Below are 16,655 nucleotides of genomic sequence, written 5' to 3'. Positions count from 1 at the left end.
GCCATGGGCAGCTCGGGTACCTCGGGCACGTCGGACGCCTCGGCTGCCCCGGCGACCCCGGCTGCTCCTGCCACGCCAGCTACCCCGGCACCGGAAGCCGCGCCGGCACCTGCCGCACCTGTCACCCAGTAAGCCCGCACGCCGCCTCACGAAGCCCGCGCGATGCGGGCTTTTTTATGTCGCCTGCTCCGTGTGCATCGTGCGGAACAGGCCCGGACCGAGTCCGAACCGCCGCGCGAACACCTTCGACAACGGGTCCGCCGTCGCGTAACCCGTCTGGGCAGCCACCGACTTCAGCGCCATCGACGTCCGCAGCAGCGCACGCGCGTGGTCCAGGCGCGGCGTCTCGACGAAGCGTGCCGGCGCTTCGCCCAGCGCGTCGTCCAGCAGGCGTGACAGTACCAACTCCCAATTCTGCCGTGAGCGGCTCTTCACCCGTCTGGCAGCCCGCTTCCATGGAAGGGCGCGCACGGCTTGCGCATTCACCGGCATCGCCGCGGTGCGGTGGCCTTTCAATCTCCGCTGATGAAGCGACCCTGTTGCGCGGCGCTGCCTTTTACATACAGTGCACTGTCTCTTAAGAAATTTATTTTTCGCTATGTGCGGTAACCGACCGAGCGCGGCTCCCGATGGGCGGATAACGGTGTCACCGCAACAAACATAAGAGAACAACATGAACATGCCCACCGCCGCTACCCCCCAAACCCGTGCCCATCCAATGGTGATCGTCGCCGGCACCGCCGCCGTGATTTTTTGCCTGACCGGCACCGCCGCCCTCATGGGATGGATCCCGAGTTCGATGGGCCGTACGCAGGATCCGGCCCTGCCGCCATCGATCGGGTCCGCGATGCCGGTGCAAGCGCCGGCCTACGCTTCCGTGCGGGCACCGCATCACGCGGTCCCTACGGCGGCCGCCTACGAAAGGTCACGCGTCCAACCCGTCCATCATCCGGCCGTCGCATGCGGCAACTGCGGCGTCGTCGAATCGACACGTGAGCTGATCACCCGCGCCGACGGCAGCGGAATCGGCGCGGCTGGCGGCGCAATCGTCGGCGGCCTGCTGGGAAATCAGGTCGGCAGCGGCCATGGCCGGCAAGCGATGACCGTGGCCGGCGCCATCGGCGGTGCGATCGCCGGCAATCAAATAGAAAAGCGGGTCGAGGCGACCCGCAGCTACGAAACGGTCGTGCGCATGAACGATGGATCGACCCGCGCCGTCTCGCAGGCCGCCGAGCCGCAGTGGCATGACGGCGACCACGTCAGGATCGTCGATGGTGTCGTGCGGCTGACCAGTTAAGCGATGTAACCAGCGCCGCGCAGCGGTCCTGCAAGACACGGCATCTGTACCGGCAAGACAAAGCCGGCCAGTCAATAATCGCCTCACCCTACAATTAGAAAGTAACTGTGCTCTATACCCTCGCTGTCGTACTCATTATTCTTTGGCTTCTCGGAATGGTCACTGCGGTCACCGCCGGTGGACTGATCCACATTCTGCTCGTCATCGCCATCGTCGTCGTCCTGCTGCGAGTTATCAGCGGACGTAAAGTCCTTTGATCGCCGACCGCTCCAATCTTTTTCTCGACATTTCACCTTAAGGTTTTCAATGAATAAATTTATCGCTGCCATGATTTCTAGTCTGTTCGCCATTTCCGCAATGGCGGCAACGCCTGCGGCCGAATCCTCCCCGACGCCGGCCACTATCAAGGCGCAGGTAAAAGCCGAAAAGGCCGACGTCAAGGCCAACGCCGCGGAAGCGAAGGTCGATGCCAAGGCCGACGCCAAAATGGCGAAGGTAGCGACGAGGTCGGCTGCCAAGAAAGCCAAGGCGCAGGCAAAGGCCGACAAGGCCCGGGCCAAGGCCGAGGTGCAAGCGGCACAGGCAGCGCCCGGTAACGAAGTGGGCGCGGCTGCCAAAGCAGACAAAACGATTGCCGCTGCCGACGAAAAAATGATCAAGACGACCGTTAATGCAAATGCCGACATGCAAAAAGCCGAAGCCGATGCGATGTCCAGGAAAACAATTGCAGCAAGCCATACGCTGGCAGTCAAGGATAAGGGCAATGCCGATATCCGCGCGGCGGCCGTGAAATAAACGGCTGGATCGGGCGCATGAAGCCAGGATAATCTGCTTTTTTGCGCCGGCAATATGCGCATTTCCGCATCGGACGCGATGCGCAATATTTTGATGTAATTGCGTACGGCACAAAACGCGCCTTCCTGCCGGCCCCGCGCATAATGAACGGTGCGCGTGGTACTACACTGGCGCATGAATGCATAAATCGTCGAGCGGTTTGAGCGCCATGCCGGCATTCGTAAAAACATCCGGAACCGCTGCGTACACGCAGTGCGCTCGAATCAAAACAACGAACAGTCCACCCATCATGCCCATCCCGAGCAGCCAGGTCCCTGGCAAACCTGGCGCGAATGCGGCAACCGCCGCGTTCAAACGTCCAGGCACATACACACGTACGCTACGGATCGGCATCGCGCCGTCGACGATCATTACGATCATGCTCATCGGGATGGGCGTGGCGCTGCTCACCCAGCTGGTGCCGGTGATCATGGTGCTGATCGCGGCGTTGATGCTGGTCGGCACGCTCGGCCCGGCAGTCGAATGGCTGGAGCGGCGCCGGGTCGGTCGCTTGAGCGCCATCACGCTCGTGTTCGCATCGCTGCTGCTGCTGGCATTGGCGCTGGCCGTTTTTACCGTGCCCGCGTTCCTGATGCAGGTGACGAGCCTCGTGGAACAGGAACCGGAATTGCGCAAACGCGCCGTCAGCTTCCTTGCCTCGTATCCGCTCACGACCTCCCTGGCCGGCACATTGCGCCACTTGCAGTACGGCGCCTTGTTCAAGTCGTACAGCACCGAAGCCGTGGCGTTTTCCAAGAGCTTGTTGAGTATCGTCGCCTATGGCGCGGGTTCCTTTTTCCTTGCGCTGTATATCATGATCGACCGCGCCCGGCTGCGCGGTGCCCTGTTTGCCGTTGTCCCGCGTGCGCATCACATGAAGCTGTCGCGCATCATGCTCAACCTGGAAACCATCGTCGGCGGCTATGTGCGTGGCCAGGTCGTCACTTGCGCGATGATGGCGATTTTCCTGTTTATCCTGTTGAGCGCATGCGGCGTCCAGAATGCCATCGCGATCGCCGCATTCGGCGGCATTGCCGACGTGCTGCCGTTCGTAGGCATTTTCCTGACCATGATTCCGGCCGTGCTGGCAGCGCTTGCCAGCGGCAGCGCCGCCGCGACCGTCGTGTTCGTTCTACTGCTGTGTTACGAAGAATTCGAAAGTCGCGTCATCATCCCGATCATTTACGGCCGCGCACTACGCCTGCCATCGTCGATCGTGCTGTTTGCGCTGATCACCGGCGGCACGCTGTACGGCATCGGCGGCGCCCTGCCGGCGCTGCCGGTCGCGGCAACGCTGTTGATGCTTGCAGAGGAATTGAAGCTCGAACTACCGGGCGAAACCGCGCAACCGGACGATGTGACGACGGATCGGAACGATGTCATCGGCGAGGCCGAATACCTGCGTCGGACCGAAGGCATGACAGCCGAGGCTTCGGCCGGCGTTGCGCTGGAAATATCGGAAGAGCGCAAGGTAAAGGAGAATGCCGAGGCCGCGGAAGCCGACGATAAGAGTCCGGATTACGGCGCCCGATAAAACCGGGATAAAACTTCCAATTCCGTTTCCGCGTTACCGAAAATGAATTTCATAATGACTATGGAATTCAGTTTGCCATTTTATTCCGCCTGGCCGAAAAACATCAAATCATTGTTCAAGATTGATAATGCTTTGGAGATTTTCCAAAATAAGCCGAATAATCGGACGGGGTGATCAAAACAGTGCATACTGTCAATCGGGATATCCTTTCGCCCTTTGCCGACTTTTGCATGCCGTTCGGTAACAAAATTTAGGTATTAGGGAGATAATAATGATTTTAATTGCAGATGACGATGTTGATTTTGCCGAGACTTGTTCGATGATGCTTGAATCGCACGGCTATGAGGCGGCGGTGGTATCGAATGGTTTGGAAGCATTGGCAAAGATTCAGGAACAGCAACCTGAATTGTTGATTTCCGACTGCAGCATGCCGCATATGACCGGATTGCAGTTGAGCGAGGAAGTCAGGACGAGGCCGGCCGGTCACCAATTCCCAGTTTTATTGATGAGCGGTTCGCTGCGGGGCAAGGTCGCTCCCGGAACGAGTTACGATGGATTCTTGCGAAAGCCATTTCTGGCGGAAGATCTGATGGGCGAAGTGCGTAAACTATTGGCGAACTGTACCAGTGCGGTTTCCAGCGAAAAAGGAAACTCATGAGATTATCCGACTTCATTTTGGCTCACCTCGAGCCCATCTTACAGGAGTGGGAAGATTTCGCATCGACGATCGAACCGCTCGTGGACGCCAACAAAAAAGAATTGCGAGATCACGCGAGCGAAGTTCTGCAGGTTATTGCCCTCGATTTGAAAACACCGCAGTGCGAAAGCGAGAGCATCGCCAAATCCAAAGGCCTGGGGCCGCAGGCGGCTCTTGACACGGCGGCCGAGATTCATGGCGCCGACCGGGTTTCGATCGGTTTCACGGGCGAGCAGGTCATGGCCGAGTACCGCGCCCTGCGCTCGAGTGTGCTGCGTCTATGGGCGCGCCAGGTCGAGATAACGACCGCTAACGACATACAGGACATGGTCCGCTTCAACGAGGCCATCGACCAGGCCCAGATGGAATCGATGGCGCGTTATGCAAAAATGTTGCGCGAGGCCCAAAACCTGTTCCTGGCAATTCTCGGCCACGATGTGCGAAGCCCACTTGGTGCGATCAGCATGGGCGCCCAGGTATTGCTGCAGGATCAAACGCTCCCATCCAAGGTTCTCAAGGTAGGCCTGCGTATTTTCAATAGTTCAAAACGGATGGACGCGATCATCCGGGATCTGCTTGATTTTTCGACGTCGCACCTGGGTGACGGCATACCGGTCGATCCCAGTACCGTCGATCTTCTGGAAATATGCCACGGTGTCGTGGAAGAGGCGAATACTTTCCATCCCGACCGCAGGATCGAATTGATGTGCGAGGGTGAGTTGACCGGGGTGTGGGACGGAGACCGGATGGCCCAGGTGTTTGCCAACCTGATTTCGAATGCCATTCAGCACGGCAAGCCCGAAGGAGCGATCAAGGTCTCGATCTGCGGCTTCCCGGACGAGGTGATGTACCAGGTCAAGAACGAAGGCGACATCATTCCGCCGGCGAAGCTAAGAACACTCTTCGATCCGGTGAAACGTTTTGCCATACGTCCGGCGAGCGAGCGAGTAGGCGCGGGCACGCAAAACCTGGGACTCGGTCTTTATGTGGTGAAGCAAATTGTGGATGCACACGGTGGCGCGATTTCCGTCACTTCCAGCGAGGAGGACGGCGTGGCCTTTTCGTTGCACATTCCGCGCGTGACGCCGCACCGCAGGAAGGATGACTGATCATCCACAGTCCAGGGCAACGTGGGGCCATCAAGCCCGCCGCATGCGTTCGCTGACGTCCAACCCGATCCCGCGATAGCCGACAAATCCGCTGGCGTCATCGAAGATCGGCTCACCGCTGACCTGAAGATACTGGATACGGGAGTCGGGCAAGGTCCGGCTATAGACAAAGTCGAGGAACGGCTGCCGGTTCGCGATTTTGGTCTCGAGTGCCGCCCTTTCCTCCATGTTCCAGCCCGCGGCCGCGAGTTCTTCGAGCGAGGCGCCGCTGCCGATACCCAGCATTTCTTCGACCGGACCGGAATATTGGGTCAGCCTGCCGGTGGCATCCTGCTCCCAATACCAGTCCGACGAGAGCTCCGTAAAACGCTGGAAACGCGCTTCACTGCGGCGCAACTCCGCGGTCCGTTCGAGCACGGTTCGTTCCAGTACCCGGTTATAGTCGTCGAGCTTGCGATGGAGGAGCCGCACCTCGAGCATATTGTGAATGCGCGTCTGCAGTTCGAGGAAATCGAAGGGCTTGCTGACGAAATCTTTTGCACCGGCTTTCAGGGCGCGCAATTTGTGCGCGGGCTGCGCCGTGATGACCAATACCGGCAAGTAGCTGGCGCGCTCGATCTTGCGCAGTTCCTCGATGACCTCGAAACCGTCCATGTCGGGCATGTGCAGGTCGAGCAGAATCAGGTCGTAGCGGTGTCGTTCATGCAGGCCATAGACTTCACGCGGCCGCTGGGTCGTGGTGACGTTGGTATAGCCCTGGTTGCGCAACATTTCCTCGATCAGCTCAACGTTCGCTTCCTCGTCGTCGACGACCAGGATGGCGGCGTTCAGAATTTCAGCAGCTTCAAGCATCGGAACTCCTCGAGATAGGCATTAACATCGTGTTATTGGCCATGTTCAGCCTGCTGGAATGGGTTGGTGCTGGCAGCGTGCAGCAAGGCGACGTCGAGCGCAGCCATGAATTCGTGGACGCGGATCGGCTTGGTCAGATAGCGGAAGAACCCGGCCTGCAAGCCTTTTTCGATATCGCGCGGAACGGCATTCGCCGATAGCGCCAGTACCGGGATGTGCGCCGTGGCCGGGTCTTCGTGCAGGCGCTTGAGTGCGCCGTAGCCGCTGATGCCTGGCAGATTGATGTCCATCAGGATCACATCCGGCTGGTAGGCACGCGCCAGTTCGATGCCGAGGTGACCATCGATCGCGGTCAGCAGTTTCAAGTCGCCGCGGCGCGCGATCAATTGCTCGACCAACGCAAGATTGGCGGGATTGTCCTCGACGTACAGCAGGGTCGGCTGATCGTCCGGCAACCGGGCCGGTGTCTGCCTGCGCTCCAGCGTCACATCATCGATATTCTCGAGCGCCAGCGTGGGCGCGGCGGACGCCGTGAATTCGACCCAAAATACCGTCCCCAGCCCGACCACGCTGTCCACGCCCATGGCGCCGCCCATCAGTTCGACCAGCTGTTTGGTCACCACCAGCCCGATGCCGGTACCTTCCTCGACGCCGTCGTGCTGGCCGAGGCGATTGAAGGGCTGGAACAATTGCCCAAGCTGTTCCGCGGACAACCCGGCGCCGGTATCCTTGACACTGATCCGAACGCGGTCGTTGTCGCTCTTGGCGCACTGGACAGTCACGCTGCCGCCGATGCCGTTGTATTTGATCGCATTCGACAGCAGGTTGATCATGACCTGCTTGATCCGGGTGCGATCGGCGTGCACGTAGAACACGTTGTCGAGATCCGGGAAAGTCATCGCGATGCCACGCTTGGCGGCTTGCGGCTCGATCATGCCCTTGCAATCCTGCAGCACCTCATTGATCGACATCGATTCCTGCGACATCGTCACCTTGCCTGCTTCGATCATCGACAGGTCAAGAATCTCATTGATCAGGCGTAGCAAGTACCAGCCGCCCTTGAGGATCTGGTCGATGGAACGCTGCTGGCGCGGGCCGGGCGGCGGCATTTCCGACGCCATCAGTTGGGCAAAGCCGAGCACCGCATTGAGCGGCGTGCGCAATTCATGGCTCATGCTCGACAAGAACTCGGACTTCGCACGGTTGGCTTTCTCGGCGGCTTCGCGTGCCGCTTGCAACTCGACGTTGGTTTCCTGCAGGGCGTGCTCGAAATGCTTGCGCTCGGTGACATCGCGGGCTGCAGCAAACACGCCCTGCAATGTGCGGTCACGATCGTGAAACGTGGTCGCGTTGAAGGACACCACCGTCTGCTGGCCGTCGCGCGCCAATGCGGTCAGTTCGTAGTTCCTGACCTTGCCTTCGTTCAGCACGCGGGCAATTGCTTCCTCCGCACGCTCCGGCTCGGTAAAGCAGCTCTTGAATGGCGCGCCGATCAGTTCGTCCCTGGTGCGGCCTGTCAGCATTTCCATCTCATGGTTGACGTCGCTGATCATGCCGCGCGGGTCCGTCGTGATCAGTGGATCGATGTTCGATTCGATCAGCGAGCGGGTATAGAAATGCTGGTCGCGCAAGCGCTGGTCAAGCCGGGCCTGTTCAGCCTCGACCTCCTTGCGGGCCGTATTATCGGTGCCGATGAGCAGGAAACCGATCAGCTTGTTATCGGCGCCATGCAAGGCCGTAACGGACACCAGCGCCGGACAGCGCGTTCCGTCGGCGCGGATGTAGGTCAGTTCATGGATGTCCTCGATGCCTCGCATCGCCTTGTAGACCAGCGCATCGAAGCCAGGCCGGATTGCGACATTGAATTCTTTGCTCAGGGATGCGGCGCGTTCGATCAGTTCATGCGCATCCGAGATATTGGCAGGCGTCAGCTTGTTGATCACGTCCGTCGCGGCGTAGCCGAGCATGCGCTGCGCGCCCACATTGAAGATCTGGATCACGCCGTCGGCGTCGGTGGCGATACTCGAAAAGTTCGCGCTATTGAAAATGGCATCCTGCAACGCGCTTGTCTTCAACAGAGGGGCGACGATATTTCCGGCGTCCCGGGCCGCCTGCACGCGCGCCTGCCGCTTCGCCAGTGCGAACAAGCCGCCCAAAAAACACAGCAGCAATCCGATACTCGATTCGATGTGCAACGCCCTTGCCTCGCCGGTAGCGCCCTGCGTGAGCGCGAGGGCGCCCACCAGCAGCAGCACTGCGAACGTCGCCGCAAAGCCGATCACGACCAGGCGCTCGACAGGAAGAGGTTTGATGTTTTGCATAAGTAGATTCGATGTCCCGACAATGCGCCCAAGCCCCGGCGCCGGGGTGATGACAATGCGTTGTCAGGCAGCCTGGGCCGCCGGCTGCCGTTGGCGCGTGTCCGACAGCAAACGCGCAAATTCTTTCTTGACCACGCCGTAGCATTCGCACACATGCCGTTCCAGGCCGGCCCGGTCGAGCACCGTGATATGGCCGCGCCGGTAACTGATATAGCCACGTCCTTGCAGCCGGCCGGCAGCTTCCGTCACGCCCTCCCGCCGCACACCAAGCATGTTGGAGATCAGCTCCTGCGTCATCGTCAGTTCGTTGCTCGCGAGGCGATCCAGCGTGAGCAGCAGCCAGCGGCACAGTTGCTGCTCGACGGTGTGGTGGCGGTTGCACACAGCGGTCTGGGACATGTGCGTGAGCAGTGCCTGCGTGTAGCGCAACAACAGACGCATCACCGGGCCATTGCGATTGAATTCGTCCATCAGGATGCGCGCCGGTAGCCGATACCCGAAACCGCCGGTCTGGATGACGGCGCGGTTCGGGGTGCTACCCCCACCCATGAAGAGAGCGACACCCAGCATGCCCTCATTGCCGACCCCGGCAATTTCGGAGGAGCCGCCATTTTCCAGCAGGTAATGAATCGAAATGATCGCAGTGGTCGGGAAATAGACTTGATCCAGCTTGCCACCAGATTCGCACAGCACGTCGCCGAGCAGCAGGGGAACCAACTGAAGATGCGGGGAAAGGCGGGCGAATTCCGTGTCCAGCAGGGCCGCGAGAAGATGGTTCTGATTGGGGTCGTGCGCGGACTGCATATGCGGCGTTTCGGCTTTTCGGTCCGGCTGATTGTCTTGATATGCAGGATACCATAGCTGCGGACGTCAAAAATGAAGGACTACAACATTCTGTTTTAAGTTGTCGCAATGCGCGCTAAGCATGCCGGCGGGCCGTGCCGTTCGTCCCCGTGCATCGCGCGGAACAGCCCGGGACTCACGCCGAAGCGGCGCGCGAACGCCTTCGACAACTGGCCCGGCGTCGCATACCCCGCCTGCGCGGCCACCGTCTTCAGCGCCATCGACGTCTGCAGCAGCGTGCGCGCGTGGTCGAGGCGCAGCGTCTCGACGAAGCGCGCCGGCGTCTCGCCCAGCGCGTCCGTGAAGCGGCGGTGGAACGTGCGCGGCGACATGCCCGCGCGCGCCGCCAGGCTGGCCACGTCGAGTTCTTGGTCCAGGTGCGTGCGGATCCAGTCGACGAGGCCCGCGAACGGGCTGTCCGCCTTTTCCTGCGCCGCCAGCACGGTGCTGAACTGCGACTGGTAGCCGGGCCGGCGCGCATACAGCACGAGCCGGCGCGCGATGGCGTTGGCGACGGCGTCGCCCAGGTCGCGTGCGACGAGTGCCAGGCACATGTCGATGCCGGTGGTGACGCCGGCCGACGTCCACACGCGACCGTCCTCCACGTACAGCGCATTCGCATCGACGTCGACGCCGGGATGCCTGCGCCCGAGGATGTCCGTCGCTTCCCAATGCGTGGCGACGCGCTTGCCGTCCAGCAGACCGCAGGCGGCCAGCGCGAACGCGCCCGTGCACACGGACCCGTAGCGGCGCGCGCGGGCACAGGCGCGCTGCAGCCACGCTTGCGCGGCCGGGTCTTGCGCGAGCGCCTGCAAGCCGCGCTTGCTGCCGCCGGCGACCAGCACCGTGTCCATCGCGCCCGGCTTCACGGCGGCCAGCGGCGTCGTCACGACCGCCAGGCCGCAGTTCGTGGTCACCTGGCCGCCCCGCGGCGACAGGATGTGGATGCGATAGAACGCGCGCCCCGTGAGGTGGACGGCGGCGTCGTTGGCCGCGCCGAACACGGCGGCGGGGCCGGTGACGTCGAGCACCTGGACGTCGTCGAAGGCGATCAGGGCAACCTGGCGCGCTTTGGAAGGCCTGGATGGCATGGCAGGAATCGACACAAGTTTGACATTGCTGCCAATGCTAGCCGGTTCCTAGAATGGCGTCACCATCCATCGACAACGGAGCCTGCCATGACTGACACCCTGCACATCGGATTCCTGCTGTTCCCGCGCGTGACCCAGCTCGACCTGACCGGTCCCGCCCAGATCCTGAGCCGCGTCGCCGGCGCCCGGGTACACCTCGTGTGGAAGACGCGCGATCCGGTGCCGACCGACGTCGGCTTCACCATCAACCCCACGACCACCTTCGCCGACTGCCCGCAGCTGGACGTGCTGTGCGTGCCGGGCGGCTTCGGCATCGAAGACCTGTTCGGCGATGCCGACACGCTGGCCTTCCTGCGCCGTCAGGGACAGCACGCGCGCTATGTCACGTCCGTGTGCAACGGCTCGCTCGTGCTGGGCGCGGCCGGGCTGCTCGACGGCTACCGCTCCGCATGCCACTGGATCTGGTTGCCGTTCCTGACGCATTTCGGCGCCGTACCCGTCGCGGAGCGGATCGTGCGCGACCGTAACCGGATCTCGGGCGGCGGCGTGACGGCGGGGATCGACTTCGGCCTCGCGCTGGCGGCCGAACTGGCCGGCGACGACGCCGCGCGCATGATCCAGCTGGCGCTCGAATACGACCCGCAGCCGCCGTTCGATGCCGGCTCGCCGCAGGGCGCCGGCGCCGAGCTCGTGGCGCGCTACCGCGAGATGGTGGCACCGCGGCTGGCGCGGGTCGAGGCGGCGCTGGCGCAAGCGGCTGGGCTGTAAGAGATTGTCAGGAGCGTAAGCATTTGTAAATCGCGTCAACAGGGGAGCGTTCCTGGCCGTTTTCAGGCACAAGCGACGCGCAAACGTGGTCGCAGAAACCCAAAACTACCAAGGACCCTTCATCATGAAAAAAATCGTCGCCACCCTGATCGCCGGCCTGTTCGCCACCGCTGCTTTCGCCCAGACCCCGGCTCCGGCCCAGACGACCACGCCGGATTCGGCCACGCCGCCGGCCGTCGCCAAGGCCGAGGCGACGCACGAGAAACAGGAAGCGAAGAAGACCACGAAGCACGTGAAGAAGGCCAAGCACGCGAAGAAGGCCGAGACCAAGGAAGCCGCGAAGGATGCGGCGGCCGATACGACGGCGCCTGCTGCGACGAAGTGATGCATGGTGGGCACCCCGTGCCCACGTTACACCTTCAAGAACTCCTCGCGCCCGCCCAGCCACCGCTGCAGGTGCGCATCCACAATGGCCTCGGCTTCCGGCCGATCCGACTCCAGCAGCCACGCCGCCACGTCGCGCGCCTGTTCGACGATCCACTGGTCCGTCTCCAGGTTCGCGAAGCGCAGCATCGCCTGGCCGGACTGGCGCGCGCCGAGGAATTCGCCGGGGCCGCGGATTTCCAGGTCGCGCCGCGCGATCTCGAAGCCGTCCGTCGTCTCGCGCATCGTCATCAGGCGCTGTTTCGCCACGGGCCCCAGCGGGCTCTGATACAGCAGCAGGCACACGCTGGCCGCCGAACCCCGGCCCACGCGGCCGCGCAACTGGTGCAACTGCGACAGGCCGAAGCGCTCGGCGTGTTCGATCACCATCAGTGATGCATTGGGCACGTCCACGCCCACCTCGATCACCGTCGTCGCCACGAGCACGTGCACCTCGCCCGCGGAAAACGCGTCCATGATCACCTGCTTTTCCGCCGGCTTCATGCGGCCGTGCACGAGCCCGACGACGAGGTCGGGCAGCGCTTCCGCCAGCGTTTCGTACGTCTCGGTGGCCGTCTGCAGCTGCAGCGCTTCCGATTCCTCGATCAGCGGACAGACCCAGTACGCCTGCCGGCCTTCCTGCGCGGCCGCGTGCACGCGCTCGATCACTTCGTCGCGCCGGTTCTGGTCGATGGCGCGCGTGACGATGGGCGTGCGACCGGGCGGCAGTTCGTCGATGACGGAGACTTCCAGGTCGGCGTAATACGTCATCGCCAAGGTGCGCGGGATCGGCGTCGCCGACATCATCAACTGGTGCGGCACCAGCCCGTCCGACCCCTTGTTGCGCAGCGTGAGGCGCTGGCCGACGCCGAAGCGGTGCTGTTCGTCGACGAGCACGAGGCCGAGCTTCGCGAACTGCACGGAGTCCTGAATCAGCGCGTGCGTACCGATCACGAGCTGCGCCTCGCCCGATTCCGCCATCTCGCTGGCCGCCGTCTTTTCCTTCTTTTTCAGGCTGCCCGTCAGCCACGCGACCTTCACGCCCAGCGGTTCCATCCATGCGGCGATCTTGCGGAAGTGCTGCTCGGCCAGGATCTCCGTCGGCGCCATCAGCGCGGCCTGGTAGCCGCTGTCGATGGCCTGCGCGGCGGCGAGGGCCGCGACGACGGTCTTGCCGCTGCCGACGTCGCCCTGCAGCAGGCGCTGCATCGGGTAATCCTCGCGCAGGTCGCGGCGGATCTCTTCGACCACGCGCTGCTGCGCATTGGTCAGCTTGAACGGCAGGGCTTCCAGGAACGACGACGACAATGCGCCGACTGCACCGAGCACCGGCGCCCCTTTTTCGCGGCGTGCCTGCTGCGCGCGTTTCAGCGACAGCTGCTGCGCGAGCAGTTCGTCGAACTTCACGCGCGTCCACGCGGGGTGGCTGCGTTCCGTCAGCGCGTGTTCGTCGACGTCCGGCGGCGGGTAGTGCAGCAGACGCACGGCCGGCTGGAATTCGGCCAGGTTCAGCTTCTCGCGCACGGCACGCGGCACGGTGTCGGTCCAGTCCACGCGCTTCATCGCGTCCGCGATCGCGCGCCGCAATATCGTCTGCGACAGCCCTTCGCCCGCCGGGTACACGGGCGTGAGGGAGTTGGGGAGCGGCGCGCCCTCGTTGACGATCTTGTAGACCGGATGGACCATCTCGGCGCCGAAGAAACCATGCCGGATCTCGCTGCGGGCGCGCACCCGCGTGCCCTCGGCCAGCTGTTTCACCTGGCTGCCGTAGAAATTCATGAAGCGCAGCTGGATGTCGGACGTCTCGTCGGCGATGGTCACCAGCAGCTGGCGCCGCGGTTTATAGGCGATTTCGTTCTTCGTGACGACGCCTTCGACCTGCGACACGTGGCCGCCGCGCAGGCAGGCTTCGCGGATGGGGACGATCTGCGTCTCGTCCTCGTAGCGCATCGGCAGGTGCAGGACGAGGTCCATGTCCGTGCGCAGGCCGAGCTTGGCGAGCTTGCTCTCGATGCTTTTCGGTGCTTGTTTGGCTGCGGCTTTGGCCGCCGGTTTGGCGTTCGTGGCTGGCATGGCGGTTCGTTGGCGCGTGTTGTCGGCTTATCAGGATTTGGGCATAACGGTTATGGCCTGCGCCCGCCGGCCGGAATCCGGGTGTAAAATAATGGGTTCGCCGCACGCTGTAGCCCATATTGTAAGGCGGCTCGACGAGTTTTTCCCAGATGAGCAAAACGTACTCCCTCTCCGACTTCGATTTCGACCTGCCGCCCGAGCGCATCGCCCAGGTGCCGCTGCCCGACCGCAGCGCGTCGCGCCTGCTGCAGCTGGACGGCGACCGCATCACCGACCGTCAATTCTCCGACATCGTCGACCAATTGCAGGCCGGCGACACGCTCGTGATGAACAACACCCGGGTGCTGAAGGCCCGCTTCTTCGGCCAGAAGGACACCGGTGGCCAGGTCGAGGTGCTCGTCGAGCGCGTGCTCGACCCGCGCACCGTGCTCGCGCAGGTGCGCGCGTCGAAGTCGCCGAAGCCCGGCTCGCGCATCCGCCTCGCGGACGCGTTCGAGGTCGGCGTCGGCGAGCGTGCCGGCGAGTTCTTCACGCTGCACTTCGACGGCGACGTGTTCGAGCTGATCGAGGCCCACGGCCGCCTGCCCCTGCCGCCGTACATCGAGCATGACGCCGACGATTTCGACGAGCAGCGTTACCAGACGGTCTATTCATCGGCGCCGGGTGCCGTCGCCGCGCCGACCGCCGGCCTGCACTTCGACCAGGCGCTGCTCGACAAGGTCGCGGCCAAGGGCGTGCGCATCGCGTACGTGACGCTGCACGTGGGCGCCGGCACGTTCCAGCCCGTGCGCGTGGAAAATCTCGCCGAGCACAAGATGCACAGCGAGTGGTACACGATCCCGCAAGAGACCGTCGACGCCGTGCGCGCCGCGCAGGACGCGGGCCGTGACGTCGTCGCCGTGGGCACGACGTCGCTGCGCGCACTGGAGTCGGCGTCGCAGTTGGGCGCCCTTGCGGCCGGCAGCGGCGACACCAACCTGTTCATCACCCCGGGTTACCTGTTCAAGACGGTTACCCGGCTGATCACGAACTTCCACCTGCCCAAGTCGACGCTGATGATGCTCGTCTCGGCCTTTGCCGGCTACGACGAGATCCGCGCCGCGTACGCGCACGCGATCGCCAGCGAATACCGCTTCTTCAGCTACGGCGACGCGATGCTGCTGACGACGCACTCACGCGCAAACAAGAATTGAACCATGCTCGAATTTACCCTTCTTAAAAAAGACACGAGCGGCCTGTCGCACGCCCGCCGCGGCCGTTTAAAACTGAACCACGGCACCATCGAGACGCCGATCTTCATGCCCGTCGGGACCTATGGCTCCGTCAAGGCGATGGCGCCGAACGAGCTGAAGGAAGTGGGCTCGCAGATCATCCTCGGCAACACGTTCCACCTGTGGCTGCGCCCGGGCACGGACGTCATGGACAAGTTCGGCGGCCTGCACGGCTTCATGGGCTGGGACAAGCCGATCCTCACCGACTCCGGCGGCTTCCAGGTGTTTTCGCTGGGCGCGATGCGCAAGATCACGGAAGAGGGCGTGAAGTTCGCGTCCCCGATCGACGGCTCGCGCCTGTTCCTGTCGCCGGAAATCTCGATGCAGATCCAGCGCTCGCTGAACTCGGACATCGTCATGCAGTTCGACGAGTGCACGCCATACGAGATCGACGGCCGCCCGGCGACCGCCGAGGAAGCGGCCAAGTCGATGCGCATGTCGCTGCGCTGGGCCCAGCGCTCGATGAACGAATTCAGCAAGGGCGAGAACCCGAACGCGCTGTTCGGCATCGTCCAGGGCGGCATGTACGAGCGCCTGCGCGACGAATCCCTCGCCGGCCTGGAAGAGATTAATTTCCCGGGCCTGGCCATCGGCGGCCTGTCGGTGGGCGAGCCGAAGGAAGACATGATGCGTGTGCTGCAGCACGTCGGCCCGCGCCTGCCGGAAAACAAGCCGCACTACCTGATGGGCGTCGGCACGCCGGAAGACCTCGTGGAAGGCGTGGCGAACGGCGTCGACATGTTCGACTGCGTGATGCCGACCCGGAACGCGCGTAACGGCTGGCTGTTCACCCGCTTCGGCGACCTCAAGATCAAGAACGCCCGCTACAAGGACGACCAGTCGCCGCTGGACGAGTCGTGCTCGTGCTACTGCTGCAAGAATTTCTCGCGCGCGTACCTGCACCACCTGCACCGCTCCAAGGAGATCCTGGGCGCGCGCCTGAATACCATCCACAACCTGCATTACTACCTGAACCTCATGCAGGAGATCCGCGACGCCATCGATGCGGATCGGTTCCACGCCTTCCGCCTGAAATTCAACGCCGACCGCGCCCGCGGCGTGTAAACAATTAAATTTCCGATAATATCTTGCATTTCGGCATGCCAGTTCCCACATCGGGGGAATTGGCTGTTGCCAGTTTGCCGGTGCTAGAATACAGCGCTTGTTTTTTCATCTTATACAATCGGAGTCCTTGTGTTCATTTCCAACGCTTACGCGCAAACCGCCGGTGCAGCCGATCCGGGTCTGATGGGTAACCTCACCACGTTCGCCCCGCTGATCCTGATGTTCGTGGTCATGTACTTCCTCATGATCCGTCCGCAGCAGAAGCGCCAGAAAGAACTGAAAACCATGATGGACGCGCTGGCCAAGGGCGACGAAGTCATCACCGTCGGCGGCATGCTGGGCCGCGTGACCAAGGTCACCGACACGTACGTGACCGTCGAAGTGTCGGCCGGCACCGAAGTGGTCGTGCAGAAGAACGCCGTGACCGCGCTGCTGCCGAAGGGCACGCTGAAGTCCCTGTAATCCGGCCGCGCGGCC

General features: G+C 62.7%; 18 protein-coding genes. 11 read left to right on the top strand and 7 right to left on the bottom strand.

The annotated features are described in order from the left end of the window. Window positions 1-174: 174 nt before the first annotated feature. Complete coding sequence (locus ACEN88_RS01745) at window positions 175-405, bottom strand: helix-turn-helix domain-containing protein (RefSeq protein ID WP_413337100.1); 231 nt, start codon at window positions 403-405, stop codon at window positions 175-177. Window positions 406-673: 268 nt separating this feature from the next. On the opposite strand from ACEN88_RS01745, the gene ACEN88_RS01740 reads away from it, so the two are divergent. From ACEN88_RS01740 to ACEN88_RS01730, 3 genes are all read left to right on the top strand, one after another. Further along, window positions 674-1,297 carry a glycine zipper 2TM domain-containing protein gene (locus tag ACEN88_RS01740; protein ID WP_413337099.1) on the top strand — a complete coding sequence of 208 codons (624 nt, stop codon included), beginning with the start codon at window positions 674-676 and terminating at the stop codon, window positions 1,295-1,297. Between the two features lie 107 nt (window positions 1,298-1,404). Then, complete coding sequence (locus tag ACEN88_RS01735; RefSeq protein WP_413337098.1) at window positions 1,405-1,554, top strand: lmo0937 family membrane protein; 150 nt, start codon at window positions 1,405-1,407, stop codon at window positions 1,552-1,554. A gap of 49 nt (window positions 1,555-1,603) precedes the next feature. Continuing rightward, complete coding sequence (locus ACEN88_RS01730) at window positions 1,604-2,092, top strand: hypothetical protein (RefSeq protein ID WP_413337097.1); 489 nt, start codon at window positions 1,604-1,606, stop codon at window positions 2,090-2,092. Between the two features lie 162 nt (window positions 2,093-2,254). Here ACEN88_RS01730 and ACEN88_RS01725 read toward each other — a convergent pair whose 3' ends face one another. Then, a complete protein-coding gene (locus tag ACEN88_RS01725; protein ID WP_413337096.1) occupies window positions 2,255-2,563 on the bottom strand; it encodes a hypothetical protein in 309 nt (102 codons plus the stop codon). Between ACEN88_RS01725 and ACEN88_RS01720 the strand changes: the two genes are divergently transcribed. The 3 genes from ACEN88_RS01720 (at window position 2,529) to ACEN88_RS01710 (ending at window position 5,471) form a co-directional block, all read left to right on the top strand. Beyond that, a complete protein-coding gene (locus ACEN88_RS01720) occupies window positions 2,529-3,665 on the top strand; it encodes an AI-2E family transporter (RefSeq protein WP_413337095.1) in 1,137 nt (378 codons plus the stop codon). The genes ACEN88_RS01725 and ACEN88_RS01720 overlap by 35 nt on opposite strands. A gap of 271 nt (window positions 3,666-3,936) precedes the next feature. Continuing rightward, the gene (locus ACEN88_RS01715) at window positions 3,937-4,323 is read left to right on the top strand and encodes a response regulator (protein WP_413337094.1); all 387 of its coding nucleotides are present in this window, start codon (window positions 3,937-3,939) and stop codon (window positions 4,321-4,323) included. Further along, the gene (locus ACEN88_RS01710) at window positions 4,320-5,471 is read left to right on the top strand and encodes an ATP-binding protein (RefSeq protein WP_413337093.1); all 1,152 of its coding nucleotides are present in this window, start codon (window positions 4,320-4,322) and stop codon (window positions 5,469-5,471) included. The genes ACEN88_RS01715 and ACEN88_RS01710 overlap by 4 nt, the downstream gene beginning before the upstream one ends. Window positions 5,472-5,501: 30 nt before the next feature. Here ACEN88_RS01710 and ACEN88_RS01705 read toward each other — a convergent pair whose 3' ends face one another. The 4 genes from ACEN88_RS01705 to ACEN88_RS01690 form a co-directional block, all read right to left on the bottom strand. Beyond that, entirely contained in the window at window positions 5,502-6,323 is an 822-nt protein-coding gene (locus ACEN88_RS01705; protein WP_413337092.1) for a response regulator, read from the bottom strand. Window positions 6,324-6,355: 32 nt separating this feature from the next. Continuing rightward, the gene (locus ACEN88_RS01700) at window positions 6,356-8,644 is read right to left on the bottom strand and encodes a PAS domain S-box protein (protein WP_413337091.1); all 2,289 of its coding nucleotides are present in this window, start codon (window positions 8,642-8,644) and stop codon (window positions 6,356-6,358) included. A gap of 63 nt (window positions 8,645-8,707) precedes the next feature. Beyond that, the gene (locus ACEN88_RS01695) at window positions 8,708-9,448 is read right to left on the bottom strand and encodes a Crp/Fnr family transcriptional regulator (RefSeq protein WP_413337090.1); all 741 of its coding nucleotides are present in this window, start codon (window positions 9,446-9,448) and stop codon (window positions 8,708-8,710) included. A 95-nt stretch (window positions 9,449-9,543) separates the two neighbouring features. After that, window positions 9,544-10,578 carry a GlxA family transcriptional regulator gene (locus tag ACEN88_RS01690; RefSeq protein WP_413337089.1) on the bottom strand — a complete coding sequence of 345 codons (1,035 nt, stop codon included), beginning with the start codon at window positions 10,576-10,578 and terminating at the stop codon, window positions 9,544-9,546. A gap of 87 nt (window positions 10,579-10,665) precedes the next feature. On the opposite strand from ACEN88_RS01690, the gene ACEN88_RS01685 reads away from it, so the two are divergent. Both ACEN88_RS01685 and ACEN88_RS01680 read left to right on the top strand, forming a co-directional pair. Continuing rightward, complete coding sequence (locus tag ACEN88_RS01685) at window positions 10,666-11,346, top strand: DJ-1/PfpI family protein (RefSeq protein ID WP_413337088.1); 681 nt, start codon at window positions 10,666-10,668, stop codon at window positions 11,344-11,346. Window positions 11,347-11,470: 124 nt separating this feature from the next. Further along, window positions 11,471-11,731, top strand: a complete 261-nt coding sequence (locus ACEN88_RS01680; protein WP_160410841.1) for a hypothetical protein — start codon at window positions 11,471-11,473, stop codon at window positions 11,729-11,731. A gap of 26 nt (window positions 11,732-11,757) precedes the next feature. Here ACEN88_RS01680 and recG read toward each other — a convergent pair whose 3' ends face one another. Further along, the gene (gene recG, locus ACEN88_RS01675) at window positions 11,758-13,842 is read right to left on the bottom strand and encodes an ATP-dependent DNA helicase RecG (RefSeq protein ID WP_413337087.1); all 2,085 of its coding nucleotides are present in this window, start codon (window positions 13,840-13,842) and stop codon (window positions 11,758-11,760) included. 149 nt (window positions 13,843-13,991) lie between these two features. On the opposite strand from recG, the gene queA reads away from it, so the two are divergent. The 3 genes from queA (at window position 13,992) to yajC (ending at window position 16,640) form a co-directional block, all read left to right on the top strand. Next, a complete protein-coding gene (queA, locus tag ACEN88_RS01670) occupies window positions 13,992-15,035 on the top strand; it encodes a tRNA preQ1(34) S-adenosylmethionine ribosyltransferase-isomerase QueA (protein WP_413337086.1) in 1,044 nt (347 codons plus the stop codon). A gap of 3 nt (window positions 15,036-15,038) precedes the next feature. Next, entirely contained in the window at window positions 15,039-16,178 is a 1,140-nt protein-coding gene (gene tgt / locus ACEN88_RS01665; protein ID WP_413337085.1) for a tRNA guanosine(34) transglycosylase Tgt, read from the top strand. 129 nt (window positions 16,179-16,307) lie between these two features. Then, complete coding sequence (gene yajC / locus ACEN88_RS01660) at window positions 16,308-16,640, top strand: preprotein translocase subunit YajC (RefSeq protein ID WP_056123750.1); 333 nt, start codon at window positions 16,308-16,310, stop codon at window positions 16,638-16,640. Window positions 16,641-16,655: the final 15 nt, after the last annotated feature.

This window comes from Massilia sp. CT11-108 (assembly GCF_047302915.1).
Classification (GTDB): Bacteria; Pseudomonadota; Gammaproteobacteria; order Burkholderiales; family Burkholderiaceae_D; genus Telluria; species Telluria orientalis.
Note: the sequence above shows the minus strand (reverse complement) of the source record. Positions and strands in the feature narration are given on the sequence as shown.